Raw genomic sequence first — 12,556 nt, 5'->3', positions numbered from 1 at the left:
GGATCAAGTGGCCAGCATCAATTTTCTCGCGATCGGTTGGCCGGCGGTGATTGCCGTGCTGAGCCTCGGTTATCTGATGGGCTCGATCCCGTTCGGCCTGCTGCTCACCCGCATGGCCGGCCACGGCGACCTGCGCTCGATCGGTTCCGGGAATATCGGCGCGACCAATGTGCTGCGCACCGGCAACAAGAAGCTCGCCGCCGCGACGCTTCTCCTCGACGCACTGAAGGCGACGATCGCCGCCGTCATCGCGCAAGCCGTGTTCGGCCAGAATGCCGGCCTGATTGCCGGCTTTGCCGCCTTCATCGGCCATCTCTTTCCGATCTGGCTCGGCTTCAAGGGTGGCAAGGGTGTGGCGACCTATATCGGCACCCTGCTCGGCGTCGCGCCGCTGATGGTGCTGGTGTTTGCCGCCGTCTGGCTGGCCGTGGCCTTTGTCAGCCGCTATTCCTCACTTTCCGCGCTGGTTGCAACTCTTGTCATTCCGGTTGTGTTGTGGATACTGGGCATGCCTGAAACAGCACTGGTCACGGCCGTGATGACGGCCATCAGCTACTGGCGCCACAAGGCCAATATTGAAAGACTGATGGCGGGCACCGAGAGCAAGATCGGGCAAAAGGGATGAAGGCATGCCGGAGCCGGGCGCAAGACGAACAGGGATTGCGCTGAACGACCGGCAAAGGATCAGTTGGCTGAGACTGATCCGAAGCGACAATGTGGGCCCCGCGACCTTTCGCGATCTCATCAATCATTTCGGCACGGCGGAAACCGCCCTTGCCATGCTGCCGGAGCTCTCCCGGCGCGGCGGATCGACGCGCGCCATCCGCATCGCCACCGAAGCGGAAGCCGAGCACGAACTGGAAACCGCGGCGCGTTTCGGCGCGCGCTTCCTCGGCATAGGCGAACCCGATTATCCGCCGGCACTGCGTCAGATCGACGGCGCGCCGCCGCTGCTTGCGGTCAAAGGCGACCTTTCGGCGGCAAGCCTGCCGGCCGTCGGCGTGGTCGGTTCGCGCAATGCCTCGATCAGCGGGGCGAAATTTGCGGCGCTTATGGCGCGCGACATCGGCCGGGCCGGCTATGCCATCATTTCCGGCCTGGCGCGCGGCATCGACACCGCCGCGCACCGCGCCAGCCTGGACACCGGCACGATCGCCGCCATGGCGGGCGGCCTGGACAAGCCCTACCCCCCGGAAAACATCGAACTCCTGCGCGAGATCTGGGACGGTCGGGGACTGGCGATTTCGGAAATGCCGTTCGGCTGGGAGGCGCGCGCCCGCGACTTTCCGCGCCGCAACCGGCTGATCGCCGGCGTCTCGCTCGGCGTGGTGGTGGTCGAGGCTGCGGCGCGGTCGGGCTCGTTGATCACCGCACGTCTCGCCGGCGATTTCGGCCGTCTCGTCTTTGCCGTGCCGGGGTCGCCACTCGATCCGCGTTGCGAAGGCACAAACGGGCTGTTGAAGGATGGCGCAACCGTGACCACACGGCCGGACGACGTGCTGCAAGCGCTGGCGCCGCTGTCGCAGATCGATCTCCTTTCCGGGCACGAGGCAGAGGAGCCGGCCGGAGATGCGCAACACCAGCCCACGCCGCCGCCAAGCGACAGCGAACGGGTCCGCATCACCGACGCTCTCGGGCCGACGCCCGTCGAGATCGACGATATCGTGCGCCATACCGGACTTGCGCCGGCGGCTGTCTATCTCGTGTTGCTTGAACTCGACATTGCCGGGCGGTTACACCGGCATCCGGGTGGGCTTGTTTCCATTGCGATGATGGATTGACAGGGCGCGGCGGCCCATCTGCAGGTCGCCCGCCTCGACATAGGCCATTTCGATCAGGTAGCAGAGCATTTCCGCTCCCTCGTTTTCCGCAACCATGCGCAACTCGCCGAGCATCTGCCGGACATAGGCAATGTTTTCCGCCGCGCGTGACTCGCCGCCGTTCATCGCTTTCGAGACCATGCTTCCCATCCACATTTGCCGCCTGGAGCGACCGAACCCCTGTGGTGAAAAACGATAGTTCCATTTATCGGAAATTGCAATCTGAGACAAATCTACACAAGGTTGCATCGCGTTGCAGGCAGGAGAAAAACCAACTGCCCTCTTGACCGCAGCCGAATCCCCCTCCATGTCGGGAAACCGGTTATCGGGACCAGGCCCTTTCGCCCCGGAGGCAAGCCTTTTCCGCAGTACAGAGAAACGCAATGGATGTCGTAGTCGTAGAATCTCCGGCCAAGGCCAAGACGATCAACAAGTATCTGGGTCCCGGCTATAAGGTGTTGGCATCCTTTGGCCACGTGCGCGATCTGCCGGCCAAGGACGGCTCGGTGCGCCCCGATGACGACTTTGCCATGGACTGGGAGGTGGACGCAGCCTCGGCCAAGCGGATGAAAGACATTTCCGACGCCATGAAGGGCGCCGACGGCCTCATTCTCGCAACCGACCCGGACCGCGAGGGGGAAGCGATTTCCTGGCACGTGCTGGACCTCCTGAAGAAGAAGAAGGTGATCGGCGACAAGCCGGTCAAGCGCGTCGTCTTCAATGCCATCACCAAGAAGGCCGTGCTCGACGCCATGGCCCATCCGCGCGACATCGACACGCCGCTGGTCGACGCCTATCTGGCGCGCCGCGCGCTCGACTATCTCGTCGGCTTCAACCTATCGCCGGTGCTGTGGCGCAAGCTGCCCGGCGCCCGTTCGGCCGGCCGCGTCCAGTCGGTGGCCTTGCGCCTCGTCTGCGACCGCGAGGACGAAATCGATCGCTTCGTCGCGGAGGAATACTGGAACATTTCCGCGCTCTTGAAGACACCGCGCGGCGACGAATTCGAGGCAAGGCTGGTCTCGCATCTCGGCAAGCGCATCCAGCGCAATTCGGTGACGAACGGCGAGCAGGCAGGCGGAATCAAGACCTTGCTCGAAGGCGCGCAATACGTCGTCGACAGCGTCGAGGCCAAGCCCGTCAAGCGCAATCCCGGCCCGCCTTTCACCACGTCGACCCTGCAGCAGGCCGCCTCCTCCAAGCTCGGTTTCTCGGCTTCGCGCACCATGCAGGTCGCGCAGAAGCTCTATGAAGGCATCGACATCGGCGGCGAGACGGTCGGTCTCATCACCTATATGCGTACCGACGGCGTGCAGATGGCGCCGGAAGCGATCGACGCGGCGCGCGGCGCCGTTGCCGACCAGTTCGGTCCGCGCTACGTGCCGGAGAAGCCGCGTTTCTATTCGACCAAGGCGAAAAACGCCCAGGAAGCCCACGAAGCGATCCGCCCGACCGATTTCAACCGCTCGCCCGACAAGGTGCGCCGCTTCCTCGACGCCGACCAGATGCGTCTCTACGACCTGATCTGGAAGCGCGGCATCGCCAGCCAGATGGCGTCGGCCGAGATCGAGCGGACCACGGTCGAGATCCTTGCCGACAACAATGGCGAAAAGGCAGGCCTGCGCGCCGTCGGTTCGGTCATCCGCTTCGATGGCTTCATCGCCGCCTATACCGACCAGAAGGAAGAGGGCGAACCGAGCGAGGACGGCGACGACGAAGGCCGCCTGCCGGAGATCAATGCCCGCGAGGCGCTCGCCAAGAAACAGATCAACGCAACCCAGCACTTCACCGAGCCGCCGCCGCGCTATTCGGAAGCGACGCTGATCAAGAAGATGGAAGAACTCGGCATCGGCCGTCCTTCCACCTATGCCGCCACCCTGAAGACGCTCAGCGACCGCGAATATGTGACGATCGACAAGCGCAAGCTGATCCCGCATTCCAAGGGACGGCTGGTCACCGCCTTTCTCGAGAATTTCTTCACCCGTTATGTCGAATACGACTTCACCGCGGATCTCGAGGAGAAGCTCGACAAGATCTCCGCCGGCGAACTGAACTGGAAGGACGTTCTGCGGGAATTCTGGACGAACTTCTTCGCCCAGATCGAGGATACCAAGGAACTGCGCGTCACCAACGTGCTCGACGCCCTGAACGAGGCATTGGCACCGCTGGTCTTCCCCAAGCGCGAAGACGGCTCGGACCCGCGCATCTGTCAGGTCTGCGGAACGGGCAACCTGTCGCTGAAGCTCGGCAAATACGGCGCCTTTGTCGGCTGCTCCAACTATCCGGAATGCAGCTTCACCCGCCAGCTCTCCTCGGACGGTGGCGCGGACGCCGAAGCCTCCGGCAACAACGAACCGAAGGCCCTCGGCAAGGACCCGGTGACGGACGAGGAGATCACCCTGCGCAGCGGCCGTTTCGGACCTTACGTGCAGCGCGGCGACGGCAAGGAGGCCAAGCGCTCCTCGCTGCCCAAGGGCTGGACCCCGGACACCGTGGATTTCGAGAAGGCGCTCTCGCTGCTGTCGCTACCGCGCGAGGTCGGATCGCATCCGGAAACCGGCAAGATGATCAGCGCCGGCCTTGGCCGCTACGGGCCGTTCATCCTGCATGACGGCACCTATGCCAACCTCGACAGCATCGAGGACGTTCTGTCGGTCGGTCTCAACCGCGCCGTCACAGTTCTGGCGGAAAAGCAGAGCAAGGGTCCCGGCGGACGAGGGCGCACCGCTGCTGCCGCGCTCAAGGAAATCGGGGAACATCCGGACGGCGGCGCGATTACTGTTCGCGATGGCAAATACGGTCCCTATATTAACTGGGCCAAGATCAACGCGACGCTCCCCAAGGGCAAGGACCCGCAGTCGGTGACGATGGAGGAAGCCTTGCTCCTGATCGCCGAGAAGGCGGGCAAGAGCGGCACCAAGAAGGCTCCGGCGAAGAAGGCCCCGGCCAAGGCCGCAGCGAAACCGAAGGCCGCGAAGGCCAAGGCTTCGGACGCGGATGCCACTGTCGCCAAGGCAAAGAAGACAACCGCCGCCAAGCCGAAGGCCAAGGCGGCACCAAAGACGAAGAAGAGCTAGATTTGAGCAAGACCCCGCGCGACCGTTCTCCCACTCCCGCCTCCGGCAACCGCAGGAGCCGGCGCGCGGAGGCCGCGGGCGCGAAAAGCGACAAGCCGGTGATCATCCATGGCGAAATTCCGTCACGCGAGGTGTTGCTGGAGTTCATCGCCGACAATCCGGACCGCGCCTCCAAGCGGGAGATCGCCAAGGCGTTCGGCCTGAAGGGCGATGCACGGGTCGAGCTCAAGGAAGTGCTGCGCGCGCTGGAGAGCGACGGCCTGGTGCAGAAGGACCGCAAGTCGCTGAAGCGGCCCGGCGCCCTTCCCCCGGTCACCGTGCTCGACATCACCACCCGCGACAAGGACGGCGAACTGATCGGCCGCCCGGCGGAATGGAACGAGGAACTGGGCGTCGCGCCCGCCGTCGCCATCCGCCAGTCGAGCGCCGACCGCGCCAAGGGCAAGGCGCCTGTCGGTGGACTGGGTGACCGGGTGCTGGCCAAGATCTTCGCCTCCAAGGACAGGGCCGGCCCGGCCTACACCGCCCGTATCATCAAGATCATCGACCGCCACCGCGACGCGCTGCTGGGCGTCGTGCGCGAAATGCCCGGCGGGGCCGCCCGGCTGATGCCGATCGAGCGGCGCGGCGAGGAGATGCAGATTGCGTCGAACGACCTTGGAGAGGCCAAGGATGGCGACCTGGTCGAAGTCGAGATCGCCCGCACCGGCCGCCTCGGACTGACCCAGGCACGCGTGCTGAACGTCATCGGTTCGGTCGCCTCGGAAAAGGCGATCTCGATGATCGCCATCCATGCCCATGGCATTCCGCACATATTCCCGCAATCGGTGATCGCTGAGGCGGACGAAGCGAAACACGCGACGATGTCCCACCGCGAGGACTGGCGCCATGTGCCGCTCGTCACCATCGACCCGCACGACGCCAAGGACCATGACGACGCCGTCTATGCCGAGCGCGACCCCTCGCCCGACAATCCCGACGGCGTGATCGTCACGGTGGCGATCGCCGACGTCTCCTGGTATGTGCGGCCGAAATCGGCGCTCGACCGCGAGGCGCTGAAGCGCGGCAATTCGGTCTATTTTCCCGACCGGGTCGTGCCGATGCTGCCCGAGCGTATCTCCAACGACCTCTGCTCGTTGCGCGAGGGCGTCGACCGTCCGGCACTCGCCGTGCGCATGACGTTCTCGAAGGAAGGCCGCAAGGCGGGCCATACCTTCCATCGCGTGATGATGAAGAGCGCGGCCAAGCTCTCCTACCAGCAGGCGCAAGCGGCAATCGACGGCAAGCCCGACGACAAGGCCGGTCCGCTGCTGGAGCCGATCCTCAAGCCGCTGTGGCACGCCTACGAGGTGTTGAAGCGCGGCCGCGACCGGCGCCAGCCCCTCGAACTCGACATGCCCGAGCGCAAGATCATCCTCAAGCCCGACGGCACGGTCGACCGGGTGCACGTGCCGGAACGGCTCGATGCGCACAAGCTGATCGAGGAAATGATGATCCAGGCGAACGTCGCCGCCGCCGAGACGCTGGAGAAGAAGCGCCAGCCGCTGGTCTACCGCGTGCACGACGCCCCAAAACTGTCGAAGCAGGAGGCGCTGCGCGAGTTCCTGGCGACGATCGGGCTGACGCTCGCCAAGGGCGCCGGACTGCGGTCCAACTCGTTCAACGGCATTCTCGCCAAGGCCCTCGACACGCCGCACCAGACCATGGTCAACGAGATGGTGCTGCGCAGCCAGAGCCAGGCGATCTACAGCCCGGAGAACATCGGCCATTTCGGCCTGAACCTCTTGAAATACGCCCATTTCACCTCGCCGATCCGGCGCTATGCCGACCTGATCGTCCACCGGGCGCTGGTCGGCTCGCTCGGGCTCGGCGAGGGCGGCATCACGCCGGAGGAAGAGGCTGCGCTCGACGATATCGCGGCCGAGATCTCGACCTTCGAGCGGCGCGCCATGGCCGCCGAACGCGACACCATCAACCGGCTGATCGCCCATCATCTGGCGGGCCGGATCGGTGACGAGTTCGACGGGCAGATCTCGGGCGTCACCAAGTCCGGGCTGTTCGTCACCCTGCCGCAGTTCGGCGCCGACGGCTTCATCCCGGTCTCCACGCTCGGGCGCGACTACTATATCTATGACGAGGCGCATCAGGCGCTGTCCGGAGAGAAGACCGGCCTGGGCTATCGCCTCGGTGATTCCATCCAGGTCAGACTGGTGGAAGCCGTGCCGCTCGCCGGTGCGCTCCGATTCGAGATGCTGAGCGAGGGGCGCGCCATGCCGGTCGCCACGCGCTCGTTCCACAAGGCCGGCCGGCGCGGTGCGTCCAAGAAGCCGGGTACCCGGCCCAACCGGCCGAGACGGTGAGGAAGATCATGGAAGGAAAAGACATGCCAGCCAGCCAGCAACAGGAAGCGATACGCTTCGGCGGCGCAGCCCCAGAGGAACGCCCGCTCGGGCGCTCGATCATGCGCGGTCTCCTCAACCAGTGTCCGGCCTGCGGCAGCGGCAAGCTTTTCCGGGCCTATCTGAAGCCGGTCGATACCTGCGCGGCCTGCGGCGAGGAGATCTTCCATCACCGCTCCGACGACCTGCCGCCCTACCTGGTCATCATGGTCCTCGGTCACGTTCTGCTCGGTGGCTTCATGATGACCGATCTGATCTTTCCGGCGTCGGACTGGATCCATCTCGCCATCTGGGCACCGCTCGGCATCGTCACCGCGCTTGTCACGATCCAGCCGATCAAAGGCGGCGTGATCGGCCTGCAATGGGCGCTGCGCATGCACGGCTTCGGCGGCGAGACCGACGAGCCCGAGAGCTTCGGCCCGAAGACCAACCCATGACACCGCATCCCTTCGAGGTGCAGGACAAGGCATCCCAGGCTGCCGTGAGACTGCGGCCGCGCGACGCGGCATCACTTCTCCTCATCGATCGCTCGGGCTCCAGCCCGCGCGTGCTGGTCGGCAAGCGCGGCAGCGGCCACGCCTTCATGCCGAACCTTTATGTCTTCCCCGGCGGACGGCGTGATCGCAGCGACAGCCGGCAGGCCATCCTGCGCGATCTGCACCCCCACGTGCTGGCAAAGCTCAGCGGTGACCTGGAGAGCGGGACCGCGCTAAGCCGCGGCCGGGGCCTGGCATTCGCCGCCGTGCGCGAGCTTGAAGAGGAGACCGGACTGGTCATCGGTCGCCGCGAGATCGGCCGCAATCGCACTCCCCGCCTGTGCGCCGATCTCGGCAGCCTGCGCTATGTGGCGCGCGCCATCACGCCACCCGGAAATGTCCGGCGTTTCGATACCCGTTTCTTTCTCACCTTCACCGACGAGGCCGACGTCGATCCGGGGGCTATCTCCGATTCGTCCGAGCTGCACGACCTTCGATGGCTTGACATGCACGACCTTTCCGGTCTGAACATGCCGGACATCACGAAGACCATTCTCCAGGACGTGAAGGCGCAGATGACCGTGGACCCCTCCCTGCCCTTTGGAGGCAGCCTGCCCTTCTATTTTTCCCGCCGCGGCCAGTTCTTCCGCGAAGTTATCTGAGGATTATCCGATGACGAATTCGGGAAACGGCGCGAACGGTCACCGCGAGGATATTCACTGGCCTTCGCTGGTTGCGGCCATCTCGGCGATCTCCGCGGTCGGCATCGCAATCGGGCTCGGCCTGCCACTGCTCAGCATCATCCTGGAGAAGCGCGGCATATCGTCCACGCTGATCGGACTGAACTCCGCCATGGCGGGGATCGCGGCCATGGTCGCCGCCCCCATCACGACAAAACTGGCGCACAGCGTCGGTGTTGCCCGTACCATGCTTTGGGCGGTCGCCCTGTCGGCCATCAGCGGGCTGGGCTTCTACTATGCCGACCAGTTCTGGATGTGGTTTCCGCTGCGGCTGGTCTTCCATGGGGCGACGACGACGCTTTTCATCCTGTCCGAGTTCTGGATCAATGCCGCAGCACCACCCTCCCGCCGGGGCCTCGTGCTCGGGATCTATGCAACGGTGCTGTCGCTCGGCTTCGCCAGCGGCCCGCTGATCTTCTCGCTGATCGGCAGCGAGGGCATCCTGCCGTTTGCCGTCGGTGGCATCGCCATTCTGCTTGCGGCGGTGCCGATCTACATCGCCCGCGGCGAGAGCCCGCAACTGGACGAAAAACCGAGCAGCCATTTCCTGCGCTACATCTTCCTGGTTCCGACCGCGACCGCCGCCGTCTTCGTCTTCGGCGCCGTGGAGGCCGGCGGGCTTTCGCTGTTCCCGATCTACGCGACGCGGATAGGATTCGGCGAATCGCAGGCCGCCTTGCTGCTGACCGTGATGGGAATCGGCAATATGATCTTCCAGATCCCGCTCGGATTGCTGTCGGATCATCTCAAGGACCGCAGGCTTCTGCTGTCGGCCATGGCCGTGATCGGACTCGGCGGGTCCCTTGCCCTTCCCCTATTGTCGGAAAGCTGGCTGCTGATGGCCGTCGTACTGCTTTTCTGGGGCGGCAGCGTCTCCGGCCTCTATACGGTCGGCCTCAGCCATCTCGGCTCGCGCCTGACCGGTTCCGACCTTGCGGCCGCCAATGCTGCCTTCGTCTTCTGCTATGCAGTCGGCACCGTCGCCGGCCCGCAGGCGATCGGGGCGGCGATCGACATCTCCGGGAACCACGGCTTTGCCTGGGCGATTGCCGGCTTTTTCGGCCTCTACGTCGTACTTTCCGTGGCCAGGCTGTTTTTCAAAGGTAAACGGACTTGACTTTTCCGGCGCGATTTGTAGTTTCGCGCCAGATTTGCCGTGGGCTTCGTTCGGTCGTCCACGGCTTCGTTTATTAAAGGCAGGACGACCATGGCCAAGGCTACAACAATCAAGATCAAGCTGCTGTCGACAGCCGACACGGGTTTCTTCTACGTCACGACCAAGAACAGCCGTACGATGACGGACAAGATGACGAAGACGAAGTACGACCCGATCGCGCGCAAGCACGTCGAATTCAAGGAAACCAAGATCAAGTAATTCTTGATCGCTTTCCAGCGTTTCAGGCGCGTTGCCCCGGGCAGCGCGCCTTTTCGTTTTGGGATGGTAGAGTAATCGCCGCAACTGTTCGTCTGCCCGCGGCCCCCGCTCGATGGAGAGCGCCATAAAAGCAAAAGGCACCGCGCCTAAACGGCTGCGGTGCCTTTGCTACGTGAACGGGGGTCGGTCGGTACACAAATACGGCACGAGGAACCGTTTATCACTTGCGTACCAACCGACCGACCCCACGACCCAGGAGATGCGGCGGACCTGAGCATCATGGGGCATCGATTGGCCTCTTTCACGAGGCGTTCTTTCTGTTGACCTCAACTTCGCTCAACTTGAGAAGAAAATCAATAGTTTCTTAACTCTTCCACATTTTGCTTCTGGCTATGGTTAAAATGACAGAGGCCGGCACAGTTTAGGCCACCGGAATACAAACGGTCCGCATCAAATCTACTTCACCAATATATTGCGTTACTGAAGTAAAACCGGCCGCCGGACACACGAGAGTCTACGCCCACACAGTCTGGGCTCGCCAATATATCATTATTCTCTAATATAAATGGGTAAAGAAACGAGACCGGACGCATCGAGTGCGCCGGATATTTCAACTATAGTTGCAGCTTACTCAAATGTACCCAGGCAAAGCGGTTTCAACATTATTGAAACCAAACAAAAGCTTCAAACAGCTGATGCGTACAACAAAGAAACTTAAGCGACGATGGGCGAACCAGCGCTGAATTTTGACCATTGTCATTCACAGACAACTCGAGCGCAATCCCCCAATCCGGCAACTTGACAAAATCGATATTCACCGAATGTCCAAGATCGGATGGGTAGCCCGGATCATTTTGCTACACCACGTTTCAAGCCGCAGCGGCAACCACGCGGTTGCGGCCGTCGCGTTTCGCCTGGTAGAGCGCCAGATCGGCCTGCTTCAACAACTGCTCCGGCGTATCGACTCCTCGGCTGGCAGTCGCAATGCCCATGGACGCCGTGATCTCCAGCGCCATGTCCGTTCCTTTCAACTGGAACGGTTTCGACTCGATGATGGCCCGCAGCCGCTCGGCGACATGGGCCGCGACGTCCGGTGAGGTATCCGGCATCACCACGACGAACTCTTCCCCCCCGTAGCGGCAGGCCAGGTCAGCACCACGCACGGTCGAGCGGATTCGCATGGCGAACTCCTTCAACACCTCGTCGCCGGCATCGTGACCATAGGTATCGTTGACCTGCTTGAAGCGGTCGATATCGGTGATGCAGACCGAGAGCGGCTTGCCACGCGCCTGAGCGCGGGTGAACAGCATTTTCAGATGGCTGTCGAGATACCGGCGATTGTGGAGCCCGGTCAGGCCGTCCGTCACCGCGAGTTCTATCGTCTGCGTGACGCTGTGGCGCAGGCGGTCATTGAAGCGCTTACGGCGGATCTGCGTAAGCGTGCGGGCCACAAGCTCGTTGGGATCGAGCGGGCGCACGATGTAGTCGTTTACCCCGAGATCGAGCGCGCGCACGATCATCTGTTCGTCGCCAAGCTCGGTGATCAGCAGGATCGGAATGATCCGGGTGCGTTCGAGAGAGCGCAGTTGTGAGCAAAGTCGAAGCGGATCGTAGTCATCCAGATTGCCGTTGACGATCACCAGATCATAGGCGTTTTCGGCAGCGTCGAACACCGCTGCCTGCGGATCGGACATGGCCGTTACCAGCGCGATCGGCTTCAGCGTCTTGATGATGCGTTCCTGCGAACTGCCGCGGCTGTCGACCAGCAACACCTGGGCGGCCTCTTCGAGCCTGCCGTCGTTGAGGCGGAGCGGATCGTCGATGCCGATGGATTGGGCCGTATCGGCACGGATGCGCAGCTCGTCGCTCAACGTCTTCAGGCGCACGAGGCTCTTGACCCGGGAGATCAATTGCAGGTCGTTGACCGGCTTGGTGAGGAAGTCGTCGGCGCCGGCCTTCAACCCACGCACCCGGTCGGACGGTTGGTCGAGCGCCGTCACCATCACCACCGGAATGTGCGCCGTGCGCGGATTGGCCTTCAGCCGCTCACACACCTCGAAACCGTCCATGTCCGGCATCATGATGTCGAGCAGGATGACGTCGACCTGCGTGCGGTCGCAGATGTCCAGTGCGTCTCGACCGTTGTCGGCGGTCAGCACATCGAAATATTCGGCGATCAGCCGGGCCTCGAGCAATTTGACGTTGGCCGGTATATCGTCGACGACAAGAATTCTCGCGGTCATCGGCCCCGTTCCCTCACGCGTCGCCCAGATAGGTCTTGATCGTCTCGATGAACTTCGGCACCGAAATCGGTTTCGACACATAGGCCTCGCAACCGCCCTGGCGGATGCGCTCCTCGTCGCCCTTCATCGCAAAGGCCGTAACTGCGATCACGGGGATCACGTGCAATTCCGGATCTTCCTTCAGCCATCGCGTCACATCGAGGCCCGAGACCTCCGGCAACTGAATATCCATCAGAATCAGGTCGGGACGGTGCTGGCGGGCCAGATCGAGCGCCTCCAGGCCATTGCGGGTCTGGATCGTCTCATAGCCCGAAGCTTCGATAAGATCGCGGAAGAGCTTCATGTTGAGCTCATTGTCTTCGACAATCATTACCTTCTTCGGCATAAACCCCGTCCCTTGATCCCGCCTGGCGTCCGCTCAATCTTTAC

Annotated in this window: 11 protein-coding genes; 8 read left to right on the top strand and 3 right to left on the bottom strand. The window is 63.1% G+C overall.

The features are described from left to right. Positions 1–7 precede the first annotated feature (7 nt). Positions 8–625, top strand: coding sequence for a glycerol-3-phosphate 1-O-acyltransferase PlsY (plsY, locus tag DYZ14_RS07425; protein WP_269749442.1), 618 nt, complete (start codon positions 8–10; stop codon positions 623–625). Between the two features lie 4 nt (positions 626–629). Then, on the top strand, positions 630–1,781 hold the full coding sequence (dprA, locus tag DYZ14_RS07420) for a DNA-processing protein DprA (RefSeq protein WP_154720089.1): 1,152 nt from the start codon (positions 630–632) through the stop codon (positions 1,779–1,781). Here the strand turns inward: dprA and DYZ14_RS07415 are convergent. Then, positions 1,734–1,961 carry a hypothetical protein gene (locus DYZ14_RS07415; RefSeq protein ID WP_232365456.1) on the bottom strand — a complete coding sequence of 76 codons (228 nt, stop codon included), beginning with the start codon at positions 1,959–1,961 and terminating at the stop codon, positions 1,734–1,736. The two genes, dprA and DYZ14_RS07415, sit on opposite strands and share 48 nt — an antisense overlap. 242 nt (positions 1,962–2,203) lie before the next feature. On the opposite strand from DYZ14_RS07415, the gene topA reads away from it, so the two are divergent. The 6 genes from topA to rpmG all read left to right on the top strand — a co-directional run bounded on the left by topA (position 2,204) and on the right by rpmG (position 9,884). After that, complete coding sequence (topA, locus tag DYZ14_RS07410) at positions 2,204–4,894, top strand: type I DNA topoisomerase (protein WP_154720088.1); 2,691 nt, start codon at positions 2,204–2,206, stop codon at positions 4,892–4,894. Between the two features lie 98 nt (positions 4,895–4,992). Continuing rightward, positions 4,993–7,254: a ribonuclease R gene (gene rnr, locus DYZ14_RS07405; RefSeq protein WP_232365466.1), complete on the top strand. Its 2,262-nt coding sequence runs from the start codon at positions 4,993–4,995 to the stop codon at positions 7,252–7,254. A gap of 23 nt (positions 7,255–7,277) precedes the next feature. Further along, entirely contained in the window at positions 7,278–7,730 is a 453-nt protein-coding gene (locus DYZ14_RS07400; protein WP_115670893.1) for a DUF983 domain-containing protein, read from the top strand. Further along, positions 7,727–8,431: an NUDIX hydrolase gene (locus tag DYZ14_RS07395; RefSeq protein WP_154720086.1), complete on the top strand. Its 705-nt coding sequence runs from the start codon at positions 7,727–7,729 to the stop codon at positions 8,429–8,431. The genes DYZ14_RS07400 and DYZ14_RS07395 overlap by 4 nt, the downstream gene beginning before the upstream one ends. Before the next feature lie 10 nt (positions 8,432–8,441). Next, positions 8,442–9,626, top strand: coding sequence for an MFS transporter (locus tag DYZ14_RS07390; protein ID WP_154720085.1), 1,185 nt, complete (start codon positions 8,442–8,444; stop codon positions 9,624–9,626). A 90-nt stretch (positions 9,627–9,716) separates the two neighbouring features. After that, a complete protein-coding gene (rpmG, locus tag DYZ14_RS07385) occupies positions 9,717–9,884 on the top strand; it encodes a 50S ribosomal protein L33 (RefSeq protein ID WP_015915679.1) in 168 nt (55 codons plus the stop codon). An 869-nt stretch (positions 9,885–10,753) separates the two neighbouring features. Here rpmG and DYZ14_RS07380 read toward each other — a convergent pair. Then, the gene (locus tag DYZ14_RS07380; protein ID WP_154720084.1) at positions 10,754–12,127 is read right to left on the bottom strand and encodes a PleD family two-component system response regulator; all 1,374 of its coding nucleotides are present in this window, start codon (positions 12,125–12,127) and stop codon (positions 10,754–10,756) included. Positions 12,128–12,140: 13 nt separating this feature from the next. Continuing rightward, on the bottom strand, positions 12,141–12,512 hold the full coding sequence (locus DYZ14_RS07375; protein ID WP_115670824.1) for a response regulator: 372 nt from the start codon (positions 12,510–12,512) through the stop codon (positions 12,141–12,143). Between the last annotated feature and the right edge of the window lie 44 nt (positions 12,513–12,556).

Origin of the sequence: Ciceribacter sp. T2.26MG-112.2, assembly GCF_900492205.1 — a bacterium.
GTDB lineage: Bacteria > Pseudomonadota > Alphaproteobacteria > Rhizobiales > Rhizobiaceae > Allorhizobium > Allorhizobium naphthalenivorans_A.
Note: the sequence above shows the minus strand (reverse complement) of the source record. Positions and strands in the feature narration are given on the sequence as shown.

Bases quoted from the DNA above. Each gene is read 5' to 3' on its own strand.
- dprA (WP_154720089.1), top strand. From the start codon at position 630: ATGCCGGAGCCGGGCGCAAGACGAACAGGGATTGCGCTGAACGACCGG.
- DYZ14_RS07415 (WP_232365456.1), bottom strand. From the start codon at position 1,961: ATGGTCTCGAAAGCGATGAACGGCGGCGAGTCACGCGCGGCGGAAAAC.
- topA (WP_154720088.1), top strand. From the start codon at position 2,204: ATGGATGTCGTAGTCGTAGAATCTCCGGCCAAGGCCAAGACGATCAAC.
- DYZ14_RS07400 (WP_115670893.1), top strand. From the start codon at position 7,278: ATGCCAGCCAGCCAGCAACAGGAAGCGATACGCTTCGGCGGCGCAGCC.
- DYZ14_RS07395 (WP_154720086.1), top strand. From the start codon at position 7,727: ATGACACCGCATCCCTTCGAGGTGCAGGACAAGGCATCCCAGGCTGCC.
- DYZ14_RS07390 (WP_154720085.1), top strand. From the start codon at position 8,442: ATGACGAATTCGGGAAACGGCGCGAACGGTCACCGCGAGGATATTCAC.
- rpmG (WP_015915679.1), top strand. From the start codon at position 9,717: ATGGCCAAGGCTACAACAATCAAGATCAAGCTGCTGTCGACAGCCGAC.
- DYZ14_RS07380 (WP_154720084.1), bottom strand. From the start codon at position 12,127: ATGACCGCGAGAATTCTTGTCGTCGACGATATACCGGCCAACGTCAAA.
- DYZ14_RS07375 (WP_115670824.1), bottom strand. From the start codon at position 12,512: ATGCCGAAGAAGGTAATGATTGTCGAAGACAATGAGCTCAACATGAAG.